The sequence below is a fragment of the Nocardioides sp. genome (assembly GCF_047607185.1).
GTDB lineage: Bacteria > Actinomycetota > Actinomycetes > Propionibacteriales > Nocardioidaceae > Nocardioides.
Genome location: NZ_JASGDQ010000117.1, coordinates 1 through 15,280, shown reverse-complemented (window position 1 = coordinate 15,280; position 15,280 = coordinate 1). Strand labels below are relative to the sequence as shown.

At 70.9% G+C, this 15,280-nt stretch carries 15 protein-coding genes; 4 read left to right on the top strand and 11 right to left on the bottom strand.

What is annotated here, in order from left to right; genetic code table 11:
* Positions 1 to 164 precede the first annotated feature (164 nt).
* The 11 genes from tatC to dop all read right to left on the bottom strand — a co-directional run bounded on the left by tatC (position 165) and on the right by dop (position 10,644).
* Positions 165 to 932: a twin-arginine translocase subunit TatC gene (tatC, locus tag QM595_RS13450; RefSeq protein ID WP_415172075.1), complete on the bottom strand. Its 768-nt coding sequence runs from the start codon at positions 930 to 932 to the stop codon at positions 165 to 167.
* Positions 933 to 1,013: 81 nt separating this feature from the next.
* Positions 1,014 to 1,292, bottom strand: coding sequence for a twin-arginine translocase TatA/TatE family subunit (gene tatA, locus QM595_RS13445; protein ID WP_415172074.1), 279 nt, complete (start codon positions 1,290 to 1,292; stop codon positions 1,014 to 1,016).
* A gap of 35 nt (positions 1,293 to 1,327) precedes the next feature.
* The gene (locus tag QM595_RS13440) at positions 1,328 to 2,320 is read right to left on the bottom strand and encodes a helix-turn-helix transcriptional regulator (RefSeq protein ID WP_415172073.1); all 993 of its coding nucleotides are present in this window, start codon (positions 2,318 to 2,320) and stop codon (positions 1,328 to 1,330) included.
* Positions 2,317 to 3,258: a helix-turn-helix transcriptional regulator gene (locus QM595_RS13435; protein WP_415172072.1), complete on the bottom strand. Its 942-nt coding sequence runs from the start codon at positions 3,256 to 3,258 to the stop codon at positions 2,317 to 2,319. Before QM595_RS13435 ends, QM595_RS13440 begins: the two co-directional genes overlap by 4 nt.
* Positions 3,259 to 3,282: 24 nt before the next feature.
* The gene (locus tag QM595_RS13430) at positions 3,283 to 4,290 is read right to left on the bottom strand and encodes an FKBP-type peptidyl-prolyl cis-trans isomerase (protein ID WP_415172071.1); all 1,008 of its coding nucleotides are present in this window, start codon (positions 4,288 to 4,290) and stop codon (positions 3,283 to 3,285) included.
* Between the two features lie 55 nt (positions 4,291 to 4,345).
* Positions 4,346 to 5,707, bottom strand: coding sequence for a Pup--protein ligase (gene pafA / locus QM595_RS13425; RefSeq protein WP_415172070.1), 1,362 nt, complete (start codon positions 5,705 to 5,707; stop codon positions 4,346 to 4,348).
* Positions 5,708 to 5,761: 54 nt separating this feature from the next.
* A complete protein-coding gene (locus tag QM595_RS13420; RefSeq protein WP_415172069.1) occupies positions 5,762 to 7,144 on the bottom strand; it encodes a metallophosphoesterase in 1,383 nt (460 codons plus the stop codon).
* 16 nt (positions 7,145 to 7,160) lie between these two features.
* The gene (prcA, locus tag QM595_RS13415) at positions 7,161 to 7,955 is read right to left on the bottom strand and encodes a proteasome subunit alpha (protein ID WP_415172068.1); all 795 of its coding nucleotides are present in this window, start codon (positions 7,953 to 7,955) and stop codon (positions 7,161 to 7,163) included.
* Positions 7,955 to 8,797 carry a proteasome subunit beta gene (gene prcB, locus QM595_RS13410; RefSeq protein WP_415172067.1) on the bottom strand — a complete coding sequence of 281 codons (843 nt, stop codon included), beginning with the start codon at positions 8,795 to 8,797 and terminating at the stop codon, positions 7,955 to 7,957. The genes prcA and prcB overlap by 1 nt, the downstream gene beginning before the upstream one ends.
* A 76-nt stretch (positions 8,798 to 8,873) precedes the next feature.
* Positions 8,874 to 9,071, bottom strand: a complete 198-nt coding sequence (locus tag QM595_RS13405) for a ubiquitin-like protein Pup (protein WP_415172066.1) — start codon at positions 9,069 to 9,071, stop codon at positions 8,874 to 8,876.
* 61 nt (positions 9,072 to 9,132) lie between these two features.
* Entirely contained in the window at positions 9,133 to 10,644 is a 1,512-nt protein-coding gene (dop, locus tag QM595_RS13400; RefSeq protein ID WP_415172065.1) for a depupylase/deamidase Dop, read from the bottom strand.
* A 121-nt stretch (positions 10,645 to 10,765) separates the two neighbouring features.
* On the opposite strand from dop, the gene QM595_RS13395 reads away from it, so the two are divergent.
* The 4 genes from QM595_RS13395 (at position 10,766) to QM595_RS13380 (ending at position 15,150) form a co-directional block, all read left to right on the top strand.
* The gene (locus QM595_RS13395) at positions 10,766 to 12,400 is read left to right on the top strand and encodes a calcium-binding protein (RefSeq protein WP_415172064.1); all 1,635 of its coding nucleotides are present in this window, start codon (positions 10,766 to 10,768) and stop codon (positions 12,398 to 12,400) included.
* Positions 12,401 to 12,416: 16 nt separating this feature from the next.
* Positions 12,417 to 13,076, top strand: a complete 660-nt coding sequence (locus QM595_RS13390) for an RNA polymerase sigma factor (RefSeq protein ID WP_415172063.1) — start codon at positions 12,417 to 12,419, stop codon at positions 13,074 to 13,076.
* Entirely contained in the window at positions 13,073 to 14,293 is a 1,221-nt protein-coding gene (locus QM595_RS13385; RefSeq protein ID WP_415172062.1) for a hypothetical protein, read from the top strand. Before QM595_RS13390 ends, QM595_RS13385 begins: the two co-directional genes overlap by 4 nt.
* 134 nt (positions 14,294 to 14,427) lie before the next feature.
* Positions 14,428 to 15,150 carry a DUF3060 domain-containing protein gene (locus QM595_RS13380; RefSeq protein WP_415172061.1) on the top strand — a complete coding sequence of 241 codons (723 nt, stop codon included), beginning with the start codon at positions 14,428 to 14,430 and terminating at the stop codon, positions 15,148 to 15,150.
* Positions 15,151 to 15,280 lie beyond the last annotated feature (130 nt).

Here is a 15,280-nt window from a genome sequence, read left to right as displayed (position 1 = left end):
TGGGCTTACTTGCCGCCGCACGACATCACGTTCTCCCGACTCGGGCGGTTTCGGACTCACACTTCTGCCGACTCGGGCGGTTTCGGACTCACACTTCTGCCGACTCGGGCGGTTTCAGACTCACACTTCTGCCGACTCGGCGGGTCTGGGGCAGCGGCGCAGCGCTAGATCGGCGAGACCTCGTCGTCGTCCCACAGTTCGGTGCCCTTCTCGCGCCGACCCCGGGCGCGGTCGACGAGCCGCGCGATGACCTCGGCGATGAGGAAGAGCACCAGCATCGGCAGCGCGAGCATCAGCATGGTCAGGGCGTCGGGCGACGGGGTGGCGACGGCCGCGAAGAGCATCGTGCCCATGACGATCCAGGCGCGGTACTTGCCGAGCATCTTTCCGCTCACCACGCCCGCCAGGTTGAGCATCACCACGAAGAGCGGGATCTCGAAGGCGATGCCGAAGATCAACAGCATCCGCACGATGAAGCCGAAGTAGTCGTCGAAGTCGACCAGGTTCGTGGTGTCGAGTGGCGTGAACTCGATCAGCAGCCGAATGCCCTTGGGGAGCACGTAGTAGCCGAGAGCGACCCCGGCCATGAACAGCGGACCAGCGACGGCCGCGAAGATGCGCGTCCACGTCCGCTCGTTCTTGTGCAGACCGGGCAGCAGGAAGCCCCAGATCTCGCGTAGCCACCAGGGGCTGGCGACGATCAGGGCGGCAACGGCGCACAGTTTGAGCTGCAACATGAGCGGACCGCCGATGCCCGAGACGACGATCTCGCTGTCCACGGTGCCGCCCCGGACGGCGGTGTCGTAGGGGTGCTTCAGGATCGCGAGCAGCGGCTCGTAGAAGAAGAGCGCGACGACGAAGAGGACCAGCCAGACCAGCACGGCCCGGATCAGCCGCGCGCGCAGCTCACGGAAGTGGTCCGAGACCGCCATCCGGCCATCGGGGCCGATGGGGTGATGAGGCCGGCCTCGCAGGAGGTCGGCGACGCCGGCGAGAGACAACCGCGGGCCGGGCTAGAGCTCGCCGCGCTTGAGGCGCTCGCGCTCGGCGTCCAGCTCGGCCTGCTTCGCCTCGAGCTCGCTCTGCCGGGTCTCGATCGCGCTGGACACCGTGGGCGTGGCAGCGTCGTCGTCGTCCATCAGACCCTGGGTCTCGGCCTTGAAGATGCGCAGGGCGCGGCCGGTGCCGCGGGCGAGGTCGGGCAGTTTCGTCGCGCCGAACAGGAGCACGAGGACGAGCAGGATCAGGATGAGCTCCTGGGTTCCGAGCCCGGCGATGCCAAGAATGGTCATGACTGCCTCACAGAGTGGTCGATGATGCTCTCATGCTACCGGTAGAGGTTGAGGGTGGCCTGTGCGCGTCCTCTGAAGGCGCTCGCGTACGACGCCGGGGCGAGCACCCGGGCGTGCGGCGCCAGCCGGAGCAGCAGCCGGAGCAGCCAGCGCTCGTCGGCGACCAGCAGGTCGACTTCGTGGTGGCCCTCGCCGTGTTGCTCGGCGGGCCGCACCTGCTGAACCGGGTAGTACTCGGTGATCCAGTAGGCCTCGGGTGAGACGTCCAGGGTTGCCGAGGTGAGCCCGTCGCTCTGCGCGAAGAGCCCGTCGGCGAGGTCGCGGGGCTCGGCAGGCGTCTCGACCGGGGCGTCGAGGACCTCGGCGGAGCGGATCCGGTCCAGCCGGAACCACCGCGGCGCCTCGGCAGCGTGACAGAAGGCGTCCAGGTAGACCGCGCCCGCCTGCTCGGTGAGCGCGTGCGGATCGACTACCCGCATCGACTCCTCGTCCCGGGAGGGCACGTAGTAGACGATCCGGACCTGAAGCCCGGCGTCGACGGCCCGCTGCAGGGTGGCCCGCAGCGAGACCAGCCCGGCGTCCGGAGCCTGTCCGGGATCGACCAGCTCCGCCGGCGTACCGGCCGCCGCGGCCTGCTCCAGCTTGGCCAGCGCCCGGTCGACGACCTCGCGGGTCTCCGCGGAGGTCGAGCCCGCCCGCAGCGCCCGCAGCGCCACGATCAGCGCCGTCGCCTCGGTCGGCGTCAGCCGCAGCGGCCGGGAGAGGTAGTCGGCGTTGGTGACCCGGATGACCCGGTCGCCGTCGGGGTCCTCCAACGCCTCGAGGTCGACGTCGATGAGATCGTCGGGATAGCCGCCGGGCAGTCCGCACATCCACAGCACCCGCAGGTCCTTGACGATCTGCTTCTCGGTGACCCCGAGCGCGGCGGCGGCCTCGTCGAGCCTGACCTCGCCGCGGGCGTGCAGGTAGGGCACCAGCGCCAGCAGCCGGGCGACCTGCTCCTTGGCCCCGTACGCCGCGCTGCTCACCGAAGCACCGCCTGCAGTCGGGCGACCACGTCCTGGCGCAGCTCGGGTGGCGAGACGACCTCGACGTCGGCACCGTGGGCCAGCACCTCGGCGGCCAGGTCGACCGCCGGGTGGTCGAGCACCAGCTCGTCCCAGCCGTCCGCACCCGTGGAGACCGAGACGGCGTCGCGGCGCAGTGCGTGCCCGGCACCCGTCCGGACCCGCAGCACCGCGCGCAACGGGGTGCCAGCGGGGACCAGCCGCTCGGCGGTACGACGGATGTCGACTCCCTCGGGGATCTCGTAGCAGCCCGGCCGGCCCTCCTTGCGGGCGGCGCCGCGCACTCGGGAGAGCCGGAAGACCCGCTCCTCGCCCCGGTCGGTGTCGAGGCCGACGGCGTACCACCGGCCCGAGGAGCGCAGCACGCCCCACGGCTGCAGATGGCGGGTGGTGACAGCGCCGCTGCCCCGCTGGTAGTCGAAGACGACCGGGACCCGCTCCTGGGCCGCCTCGAGGAAGACGTCGAAGGAGGGCTCGTCGGCGCCCAGGCGCGGCTGCACCAGGTCCAGCGCCGCCAGATCGGGCTCCGCGCCCGCGGCGGTGAGCTTGCGGACCGCCTCGCTGGTGGCCTCGGCGAGCTTGGCGTGCTCCCAGACCTTGGTCGCCAGCGCGACCACCGACGCCTCGTCGGCGGTCAGGCTGATGTCCGGCAGCGCGAACTCGGTGGGGCGGATCCGGTAGCCGGCCTCGTCCTCGAAGAGGGCGTCGAGTTGACCGAGCTCGATCGGGACGCCGAGGCTGCGGAGCTCCTCCTTGTCCCGCTCGAACATCTTCTCGAACGCCTCGTCGCCCGCGTCCGGATAGAGGATCTCCCGAATCCGGTCCTTGGTGACGTGGCGGGTCTGGACGAGCAACATGATGAGCAGGTTCATCAGCCGCTCGGTCTTCTGCGCCGACACGGCGGCGAGCCTACCGCCTGCTCGTCACTGGGCGGGCGCCTCCGAGGCATCCGCCGAGTCGCTCGACGCGGGCACCGAGGCGTCGATGACGTCGACGACGAAGTAGAGCGTGCTGTTGGCCGGGATCTTGTCCTGCTCCTGGCCGCCGTAGCCCAGCAGCGGCGGGATCTGCAGCACGACCCGGCTGCCCACCTTGACCCCGGTCAGGCCGTAGGTCCAGCCCGCGACGACCTCGCTCAGCGCGAAGGTCGCCGGGGTCCCGGTGCTGTAGGACTCGTCGAAGGCCTTCTTCTTGCCGAAGACCGCGCCGAGATAGTTGACCGTGACCGTCATGTCCGAGGTCACCTCGACACCGTCGCCCTCCTTCAGCGTCGCGCGCAGGAACGGGCCGTACTGCTCGGGCTCGGTCAGACCGGTGAAGTCCAGACCGGTGACCAGCCCCTTCTTCTCGATGACCGCGGGAAGCTGGGAGGCGTCGACGTCGGTCGGCGTGTCGACGCCCTCGGCGACCAGGTCGACGATGACCAGCAGCGGGTCGGTGTCGGCCACCCCGAGGGTGGGGTTGCCGCCGGCGCCGAAGACGTCGTTGCCGGTGGTCACGGCCGCGACGCGGGAGCCGATCTTGGCGCCGGTGAGCAGCTCCTCGAAGACCGGGCTCAGGCTCGAGGCGTCGGCGGTGAGCTCCTCGGCGGAACCGCTGTCGTAGTCGCTGTAGGACTGCGTCTGGGTGTAGCCGTTGCCGATCCAGACGTAGCCCCAGGCCTTGCCGCCCTTCTCGACCGTCGCGCCGCTCCCCTCGACCAGCGTCTTGGTCTCGGTCTTCTCCACCTCGGACATCTGGGCGTTCCACGTCACCGTCGGAGCGGCACCGGGGTCGCCCTCGACGGTGGCGGCCTGCCAACTCGGCAACGTCTTGTCGCCGAGCCCCGTCGACTTCTCCTCGCCGCAGCCGGCGAGAGCGGGGATCAGGGCGAGCGATGCCACAAGGAGCCCGAGGAGATGACGCTTGCTGCGCGAGGTCGGTCGAAACACGCGGCACACCCTAGCGGCCCAACCTGAAAGTCGGCTGATCGGCACCGGCCGGTCGTCACATCCCGTCGATGAGCCGCTGCACCCGCTCGTCGTGGGCCCGGAAGGGGTCCTTGCACAGCACCGTGCGCTGGGCCTGGTCGTTGAGCTTGAGGTGGACCCAGTCGACGGTGAAGTCGCGGCGGCGCTCCTGGGCTCGCTTGATGAACTCCCCGCGCAGCCGCGCCCGGGTGGTCTGCGGCGGCACCGACTTGGCCTCGAAGATGCGCAGGTCGGAGGACACCCGGGCGACCGCGCCGCGCTTCTCCAGCAGGTAGTAGAGCCCGCGGCCGCGGTGGATGTCGTGGTAGGCGAGGTCCAGCTGCGCCACCCGGGGGTGCGAGAGCGGCAGGCCGTGCTTGGCGCGGTAGCGATCGATGAGCTTCCACTTGATGACCCAGTCGATCTCGCGCTCCACCAGTGAGAGGTCGTCGGACTCGACCGCCTTCAGGCCCCGCTCCCACAGGTCCAGTGCCCGCTCGATGACCGGCGTCGAGAGCTGCCGCCGGTCGACGAAGTCACGGGCCTTGGAGAGGTATTCCATCTGGATGTCGAGGGCGCTGGCCTCCCGGCCGTTGGCCAGCCGGACCTTGCGGCGGCCGGTGGTGTCGTGGGCGATCTCACGGATGGCCCGGATGGGGTTCTCCATGCTGAGGTCGCGCATCACCACGCCCTCCTCGATCATCCGCAGCACCAGGTCGCAAGAGGCGATCTTGAGCATCGTGGTGGTCTCGGACATGTTGGAGTCGCCGACGATGACGTGGAGTCGACGGTACTTCTCGGCGTCCGCATGAGGCTCGTCGCGGGTGTTGATGATCGGCCGGGACCGCGTGGTAGCCGACGAGACGCCCTCCCAGATGTGCTCCGCGCGCTGGGAGACGGAGTACGACGCCCCGCGCGGGGTCTGGGTGATCTTGCCGGCGCCGACGATGAGCTGCCGGGTCACCAGGAACGGGATCAGCACGTCGGCCAGCCGGCTGAACTCACCGGCCCGGCTGACCAGGTAGTTCTCGTGGCAGCCGTAGGAGTTGCCGGCGGAGTCGGTGTTGTTCTTGAACAGGTAGATCTCGCCGGCGATACCCTCGTCGTGGAGCCGCTGCTCGGCGTCGAGGAGCAGCCCCTCCAGCACCCGCTCCCCCGCCTTGTCGTGGGTGACCACCTCGGTGATGTCGTCGCACTCGGGGGTGGCGTACTCCGGGTGGGAGCCGACGTCGAGGTAGAGCCGGGCGCCGTTGCGCAGGAAGACGTTGCTGGAGCGGCCCCAGGAGACCACCTTGCGGAAGAGATAGCGCGCCACCTCGTCCGGGCTGAGCCGACGCTGGCCGCGAAACGTGCACGTGACGCCGTACTCGTTCTCGATGCCGAAGATCCGCCGGTCCATGTCCAAACCCTAGACCCTGACCGGTCGCGGCGAGGTGTCTGTGTGCGTGCCGGCTCAGTCGAAGTCGAAGCCGGCGTCGGTGGAGGTGCCGGTCGGCGAGGAGTCGAGGTCCGCCGTACCCGCCCACCACCGCGTCGACACCACCCCGTTCGCGGCGTCGATGTCGACCAGCCGGGTGACGCCGACTCCACCGGTCTCGTTGCCGAGGAAGGCTGCGACCTTGCGGCCCCCCGGGGTGTCGATCCGCTCCGCGGTGACGCCCTCGTGGCCGGAGAAGACCAGCTTGACGTTGGCGTACCTGGCGACGAGCTGGTTGTAGATCTCGGTCGCCGGCAGCGCGCCGTAGCCGCCATTGCCGGCCAGCGAGCCGTCGGCGGTCAGGTAGGAGTGGGTCAGGATGATGACATTGTCGTCGGGATGGGCGGCGAGGACTCCGGCCGCCCAGGTGAGCGCCTCCTGACGCGGCCACAGCTCGACGTTGAGCACCAGCCAGGTGTGCCCCGCCGCCTCGAAGGTGGAGTAGGAGTTTTCCAGCTTGCCCTCGAACGTCTCGGCGACGGCGCCCTCGTCGCTCGCGCTGATCCGGGAGTTGAAGGCGTCGGTATTGCGCACCAGCAGCCAGGTCTTGCAGTCGTCCCCGAATCGCTCGGCGCACTCCGGATTGCCCTGGTACGCCGAGCCGCCGTACCCGCGGCTGCCTTCCTGGCCGTCCCAGCCGACGGCGGCGGTGTCGTGATTGCCGACCGCCACCTGCCAGGGAAGGCCGGCCGTCGTCAGCGTGGCCATCGCCGCGGTAGCCATGTCGAACTGCGCGGGCACCAGCCAGCCCCAGTTGACCAGGTCGCCGGTATGCGCCACGAAGCGCAGGTCCAGCTCTTGGCGGTGCGCGGCGAGCCAGCTGGTGCGGGTGGCGAAGGTGGTCTTGGTCGGCGAGAGCACCTCGCTCTGGGTGTCGCCCAGCACCGCAAGCGTGAAGGCGGTATCCCCCGCGGCTGAGTGCGTGGTGGCCGGGTCCGTGCCCGGGTCCGTGGTCGGCTGCCCCGAGCCTCCCGAGGTCGTGACGCCGAGGATGGTGATGGTGCGGTCGCACTTGCGGGCCCGGCCCTGCTTCACCGACCGGTCGGCGCGCAGGACGAGCTTGACCTGGTGGGTGCCGTCGGCGTAGCTGCGCGCGCTGCGATAGACCCGCTTGCCGGTCGCCTTCATCCGGACGGTCCGGTCGAGCCGGCCGTCGACCCTGATCCGCAGCTTGGCGAAGCCCAGGCACCGGGTGGCCCTGGCCGAGACCAGGATCCGGCCGCCGCCGACGACCGTGTAGCCGACCTTGCTGCCGTTGTCGTCGAGGACGCGACCCGCTGGCCGGGCGGCGGCAGCAGCCGCGGTCGCCACGAAGGCGGCCAGCACGAGCAGGAGCAAGCGCGCGACCGGTCGAGACATGGCCGCAGGATACTGCCTACTGCGGCGGTGCGATCGGGGGCTCGTCGGCGGTGGGTGTGGGTTCCGCGGGCGTCGGGTCCGCGGGCTCAGGGGCGGGCTCCCGGCTGCCGAGCAGCTCCTGGAGGCGGGCGGGGCGGAGCCGCACGAACTTGCGCGGCTGGCTCCGGGTGCGGTCCAGCACCGCCACCTCGAGGTCCTTGGCCGGGATCACCCGGTCCTCGGACTCGGTGTTGGCGCCCTCCGAATGACCCAGCGCGGCGACGGCCAGCGACAGCGCCTCGCCCAGCGAGAGCCCCTCGGCGAACCGCTCGGCCAGGTAGCCGCCGACCACGTCGGCGGCGCCCCCCATCACGGCGTAGCCGTGCTCGTCGGCCACCTGGCCGTCGTAGGTGAGCCGGTAGAGCTGGTCGGCCGCGGCGGTGTCGCCGATCTCGCCGACGAAGATCTCCACCTCGTAGGGCTTCTCCCCGCCGCTGGAGAAGATCGTGCCCAGCGTCTGCGCGTAGGCGTTGGCCAGACCCCGGCCGGTGACGTCACGACGGTCGTAGGAGTAGCCACGCATGTCGGCGAGCCGCACCCCGGCAATGCGGAGGTTCTCGAACTCGTTGTAGCGGCCGACCGCCGCGAACGCGATCCGGTCGTAAATCTCCGAGACCTTGTGCAGCGCGGCAGAGGGGTTCTCGGTGGCGAACAGGATGCCGTCGGCGTACTGCACCGCCACCACGCTGCGGCCGCGCGAGATCCCCTTCCGGGCGAAGTCCGCCCGGTCCTTCATCAGCTGCTCGGGGCTGACATAGAACGGGGTCGCCATCAGCGCTCACCCCCCAGCGACGCGGCCGGGCCGTCGGGACGGACCATCCGAGCCGAGACGACCCGGTCGGCGACCGCCGCGACGGTGGCGTCGTCGAGTCGCCGGCCGCCCTCGGCGGTGATGACCTGGACCACCGGGAAGATCCGCCGGGTCATGTCGGGTCCCCCCGTCGCCGAGTCGTCGTCGGCGGCGTCGTAGAGCGCTTGGACGACCGCCTCGACCGCGCCGAGCTCGTCGAAGTCGTCGCGGTAGAGCTTCTTCAGGGCCCCGCGGGCGAACAGCGAGCCGGACCCGACCGAGTGGAACGAGGTCTCCTCGTAGCGGCCGCCGGTGACGTCGTAGGAGAAGATCCGGCCCAGGCCGGCGTCGAGGTCGAAGCCGGCGAAGAGCGGCACCACGGCGAGACCCTGCATCGCCATGCCGAGGTTGCCGCGGATCAGCGCGGCCAGCCGGTTGGCCTTGCCGTCGAGGGAGAGCGTGGAGCCCTCGATCTTCTCGTAGTGCTCCAGCTCGACCTGGAAGAGCCGGACCAGCTCCACCGCGAGGCCGGCGGAGCCGGCGATGCCGACGCAGGAGTATTCGTCGGCCGGGAAGACCTTCTGGATGTCGCGCTGGGCGATGACGTTGCCCATGGTGGCGCGGCGGTCGCCGGCCATCACGACGCCGCCGGGGAAGGTCACCGCCACGATGGTGGTGCCGTGCGGGGCGAGGTCTGCCACGGACCCGGTGGCCGGCAGGTCGCGCCGGCCGGGCAGCAGGTCGGGCGCCTGGGCGGCGAGGAAGTCGGCGAAGGAGGAGCTGCCCGGCGCCATGAAGGCCGCCGGAAGACGTGACTCGCTCATCCGCGTGCTCGCTTCGCCGCGCTCGCGGATGAGGCACGGAAGGGGCTGCCCTGGATGGTGCCCTCGCTGCGGTCGGTCACTGGCCGCCCTTCTGGATGAACGACTTGACGAAGTCCTCGGCGTTGGTCTCGAGGACGTCGTCGATCTCGTCGAGGATGTCGTCGACGTCGGCGTCGAGCGACTCCTTGCGCTCGGCGAGGTCCGTCTCCGGCGCGACCTCGACCTCGTCGGTTTCGGCGTCCGACTTGCGCGGCTGCTTCTGCTCCTGGGCCATGCCTCAGACACTACCCACCCAGGCGAGTGGTTTGCCGCAGTTGTCCCACCGATTGGGGCGGTTACTGCCGGGTCAGCGCGGCAAAGAGCTCCTCGGCCGTCGCCGAGGCGTCGAGCAGGGCGCCCACGTGCGCCTTGCTGCCGCGCAGCGGATCGACGGTCGGCACCCGCTGGAGGGACTCCCGGCCGGGCAGGTCGAAGATGACCGAGTCCCAGGAGGCAGCCGCGACATGGGCGGAGTACTTCTCCAGGCACCGGCCGCGGAAGTAGGCGCGGGTGTCGGTGGGCGGCTCGTGCTTGGCCTGCTCGATCGCCTCGTCGGTCAGCAGCCGCTCGATCCGGCCGGCGTCGAGGAGCTTGCGGTAGAGCCCCTTCTCCGGCCGGATGTCGGCATACTGCAGGTCGATGAGGTGGAGCTTGGCGTCGCTCCACTCCAGCCCGTCGCGGTCCCGGTAGGACTCCAGCAGCTTGAGCTTGGCGACCCAGTCGAGCTCGGCCGCGCACGTCATCGGGTCGCGCTCGAGCCGGTCGAGCACCGACTCCCAGCGGGCCAGCACGTCGACGGTCTGCGGGTCGGCGTCGCCGCCGTACCGGTCCTCGACGTACTTCTTGGCGAGGTCCAGGAACTCCAGCTGCAGCTGCACGGCCGTCAGGGTCCGTCCGTCGCGGAGCGTCACGGTATGCCGCAGCGTCGGGTCGTGCGAGACCGCCCGCAGCGCCGCCACGGGCGACTCGACGGAGAGGTCGCGGGTGATGAAACGGTCCTCGATCATCGCCAGCACCAGCGCGGTCGTGCCGATCTTGAGGTACGTCGAGACCTCGGCCAGGTTGGCGTCGCCGATGATGACGTGCAGCCGGCGGTACTTCTCCGGGTCGGCGTGCGGCTCGTCGCGGGTGTTGATGATCGGCCGCTTCAGGGTGGTCTCCAGGCCGACCTCGACCTCGAAGAAGTCGGCGCGCTGGCTGAGCTGGAAACCGTGCTGGCGGCCGTCCTGGCCGATCCCGACGCGGCCGGCGCCGGCGACCACCTGGCGGCTGACGAAGAATGGCGTCAGATGCTTGACGATGTCGGCGAAGGGGGTCGAGCGCCGCATCAGGTAGTTCTCGTGGGCGCCGTAGGAGGCGCCCTTGTTGTCGGTGTTGTTCTTGTAGAGCGTGATGGCCGGGGCGGTCGCCAACTGCAACGCCAGCCGGGTGGCGTCGAGCATGATCCGCTCCCCCGCCTTGTCGAACCGGACCGCGTCCAGCGGCGTCGTCACCTCCGGGGTGGAGAACTCCGGGTGGGCGTGGTCGACGTAGAGCCGGGCGCCGTTGGTGAGGATGACGTTGGCCAGTCCGAGGTCCTCGTCGGTGAGCTGGCTCGGGTCGGCCACCGTCCGTGACATATCGAAGCCACGGGCGTCGCGCAGCGGCGACTCCTCCTCGAAGTCCCAGCGGGCGCGACGAGCCTTGAGGGTGGCGCTGGCGTAGGCGTTGACGACCTGAGAGGAGGCGACCATCGGGTTGGCCAGGGGTTGGCCCTGCACCGAGATGCCGTACTCGACCTCGGTCCCCATCACCCGCCGCACACTCATGTCCGAAGCCTACTGCTGTAACTCTGCGCGGCCCGGTTCCGCTGTCCCAGAAGTAGGCAACAACCATGCTACGGTCGAAGACGGCCTGACCAGCTAAGTGACGAACTACGGGAGTACACCGATGCATCAGGAACAGCGGGCCCGCCGGCGACTTCTCGCCGGCCTGGCTGCGATCACCCTCACCGCTCCACTGGGGCTTCTCACCGCGGGAGCCAGCTCGGCGGTTTCCGAGGCCGCCGATGTCGCGCAGAGCGAGCTCGGCGCACCCAGCCGCACCGCGGCCGCCGCCTTCGGCACCGCGGTGGCGCGCGACGGCGACAGCACCGTGGTGGGCGCCCCCGGCGGCACGTCCCAGGCGGGCGCTGCCTACGTCTACCCGGCGAACGGCACGACGCCGACTGCGCTGGGCGCCAGCGACGGCACCGCCGGCAACCTGTTCGGCACCTCGCTGGCCGCCGCCAACAGCCAGGTGGTCGTCGGTGCCCCGGGCGCCCGCGCCGTCTACCTCTACACGGCGAACGGCACCGCGTACGACCAGGTCAAGATCGACGGCCCGGCGCTGGACGAGTCCGCGGCGCTGCAAGGCGCAGCTGACGACAGCTTCGGCGACGCCGTCGCATTCAGCGGCTCGCAGATCGTCGCCGGAGCCCCGGGTGCCGGCAAGGCCTACGTCTACTCTCCGGTGAGCACCGGCGGCTGGGTCACCACCGAGCTGGCCCCCTCCGACGCCCCGACGGGCAGCCGGTTCGGCGACACCGTGGCCGCCAGCACCGCCCGGATCGTGGTCGGCGCTCCAGGCGCCGAGGCGGTCTACGTCTACACACCGAACGGCGTCGGTGGATACGTCGAGACCAAGATCGCCTCGCCGGTCGCCAGCAGCGGCTTCGGCACCTCGGTGGCTACCGACGGCGACCGGATCGTGGTCGGCGCCCCCGCCGCCGGCCTGGTGTTCGTCTACACCCCCAACGGCGTCGGCGGCTGGCTCGAGTCACGCCTGTCGACCACCGACTCTGACGCGCAGTTCGGCGCCTCGGTCGGCATCTCCGGGGAGCGGATCGTGGTCGGCGCCCCCGGCGTCGAGCGGGCCTACGTCTACAACCCGAACGGCCTCGGCGGCTACACCCAGGTCGCGCTCGGCGCGAGCGACGCGAAGTCCGGTGACGCCTTCGGCTCGGCCGTCGCCACCTCCAACGGCCTCGTGGTGGCCGGCGCGCCGGCTCACGACCATGGTGTGACCGACTCCGGCTCGGCCTACCTGTTCGACCTGCCGGAGTGTGCCGGCCGGCTGGCGACCATCGTCGGGACCGACGGGGACGACGAGCTGCGCGGCACCCTGGGCAACGACGTGATCGTGGCCGGCGACGGCGACGACGTCGTCTACGGCGGCGGCGGCGACGACGTGATCTGTGGCGGTGCCGGGGTCGACAGGGTGTTCGGCGGCACCGGCAACGACATCCTCAAGGGCACAGGTGGCAATGACGTCATCCGCGCCGGTGCCGGCGACGACACCGTGAAGTCCGGTCCCGGCAACGACAGGCTGTTCGGCGGCGCCGGCAACGACCAGTTCTACGCAGGCAAGGGCGACGACGAGCTCTATGGCCGCCGCGGCAACGACACCATGCGCGGCGGCCCCGGCAACGACCGGCTGTTCGGCGGTCAGGGCAACGACGTCCTGATCGCTGGTCCCGGGTACGACGTCGGCCTCGGTGGCCTCGGCAAGGACAAGGCCATCAGCGTGGAGTCGTTCAAGCAGTAACGGCGAGACGTCCGCTTTGAAGGACGCCCTACTGAAGAACCGCACCGACGCCGGTCGGCCCGAGGAGCTCTCTCCCCGGGCCGACCCGGCGATGGACTCAGGCCCGGACTCGGGACCGGACTCCGAACTGGATCTTGGCCCCGACTCGGGGCTCGACTCGGCTCTGGCGCTCGCTCGCGATGGCGAGGAGCACGGCTTCCGGCAACTGTGGCGGGCATTGCAACCACCGCTGCTGCGCTACCTGACCGTCCGCGGTGAGGAGGCCCCGGAGGACCTCGCGAGCGAGACCTGGCTCCAGGTGGTCCGGGACCTGCCGCGTTTCCGGGGCGACGCCGCCGACTTCCGCGCCTGGCTGTTCACCGTGGCCCGGCACCGCGCCATCGACGCCGGCAGGGCCCGCAGCGCCCGGCCGGTGACCCCGATGGCGGAGGTGCACGTCAACGCGGTCGTGCCGAGCGCAGAGACCCAGACCCTGACGAACCTCTCGACCCAGGCCGCGCTGGCCCTGGTCGCCCAGCTGCCGCCAGGACAGGCGGAGCTGGTCATGCTGCGAGTGGTCGGCGGCCTGGACGTCGCGACCGTGGCACGGCTGGTGGGCAAGCGGCCGGGCACGGTGAGAGTCGGCGTATATCGCGCCTTGAAGGCGCTGGCACAAAGCTGGGAGGAGGAGCGATGACCAGCGAGCAGGACGACTGGAAGGACTCGGCGCTGGTCCGCGCCCTCCGCGCGCCCGGCACCGACGCGGAGCTGGCCGGCGAGGAGCGGGCCGTGGCAGCGTTCCGAGCCGCCTCCCTGCGCCATCGCGGCGTCGTACGACGCCTGGGCACCAGTGGCACCGCGGCGGTGGCCATCCTCGCGCTCAGCGGCGGCGTGGCGGCCGCGGCCTACACCAACCGGCTGCCCGACCCCGTCCAGCGGATCGCGCACACGACGCTTGCCAAGGTCGGCGTGCCGGCACCGCAGCCCGCACCGCTCGTCGCGGCGCCCAGCAAGGACACCGAGTCGGAGACCGGGCCGAGCACGCCCGCCGGCGCTCCCACCTCGGCGCGCCCGACCGGCAAGTCCACCCGGTCGCCCTCCCCCACACGGCCCTCGGAGACCGCCACGAAGACGTCGGTGAACTCCGCCGCCGTGCCGCTGCCGAGTCCGTCGGAGCCCGAGCCGACATCCGAGTCCTCTGCCGCGTCCCCCTCTGCGTCGCTCACCCCGTCCTCGACAAGGTCGGCCTCGCCGTCCTCGTCCGCCACCTCGTCCGTGTCCCCCACCTCCACCACCACACCGTCCTCGTCGGGCAGTCCAACGGCCTCGCCCACCGGCTCGACGGGGCCGAGTCTCCCGCCACGCGCCGCTGCGGTGACCATCGATCTGACATCGCGCCGCGTCGACGAGGGCGGCTCGGTGCTGGTGACCGGCGTCGTCACCGATGCGGCCGGCAAGCCGATGTCCGGCCGACCGGTGAGGCTGCTCGGCAAGTCGGCGGCCCAGCCCGGCCGGCAGGTGCTGACCCGCGGGCGCACCGATGCCGCCGGAGCGGTCACGCTGCTGAGCCCGGGCCTGGCTGACACCAGCCGGCTCCGGCTCCGGACCAAGGGGGCGCGCAGCGTTGCCATCCGCGTGGTCGTCGTACCCCCGCTCGCCGCGGCCTATGCCGACGGCCGCGTCACCGTCACCACGAGCAGCGCTCACTCCGGCGAGACCGTCACGCTGAGGGCACGGCCCGCCGGAACGAGCGTCGAGGCGATCCTGGACCAGACCGGCCAGGCCTCGTTCTCGGTCGTCGCCGAGGAGCAGGTCGTCTCCTACGACCTGCTCCTCGCGGCCTCGCCCCGTCATGCGGCGGCGCGCGTGACGCTCGTCGTACCGCAGGCATCGCCGTCGCCGGGATCGGGCTGAGCGGCGCGGCCACGATCCGGCACCGGGATGGCGCCCCTGGCCGGCGTGGTGTTGACTGCCCAGGACAGCACGATGCCAGGAGCTCGGTCCGGGTCGGCGATTCTCCGAGCCCTGCCACGACAAGGAGGTCGTCCATGAACCCATCCCTCTTCGGCTCTCGCGCCATCTCGGGCCTGACCGCGCTCGTCACCGCCGCGGGCCTGGGCTTCGAAGCGCTGGCCCTCGCCGCCCCGACCTACGCGGCGGTGACCGTCGACTGCGGCACCGGCGGCGACGTGCAGCTTGCCGACGCGAACGAGGACTATCTCCTCAGCGGCTCGTGCGGGACCGTCACGGTGACAGCGGCCAACGCGACCGTGACCGTGCCGAGCGCGGCCGTGGTCCGGGTGCTGAGCGCCAACACCACCGTGACCGTGGCCTCGTCGCTGCAGAGCGCCGAGGTGAGCCAGGGCAACGCCGACCTCGTCGTCACCGGCTCGGTCGACTCCCTGAGCGTGGCCGGCGCCAATGCGACCGCGAACGTGACCGGTGGCGTGAGCACCCTGACGATCGGCGGCGGCAACAGCGAGGTCACCACCACCGGGGCGCTCGGCACCGCCAAGATCGTCGCCTCCAACGCCAGCCTGGTCGCGCCCAGCGCGACGACCGTGACGATTCAGGGCAGCAACAACGATCTGCGCATCGGCGTGCTGAGGCAGCTGACCATCAAGGGCGCCAACAACGGCGCCACGCTGCAGAAGGCCAAGAAGGTGTCCGTCAAGGGCGCCAACAACACCGTCAAGGTCAAGAAGGGCAAGACCACGGTGAAGGTCTCCGGCGCCAACAACCACATCAAGGTCAAGAAGCGCATCAAGTAGCAGCCGCCCACCCCGCCGAGTCGGCAGAAGTGCAGGTCCCCGGGGTGCCGAGTCGGCAGAAGTGCAGGTCCCCGGGGTGCCGAGTCGGCAGAAGTGCAGGTCCCCGGGGTGCCGAGTCGGCAGAAGTGCA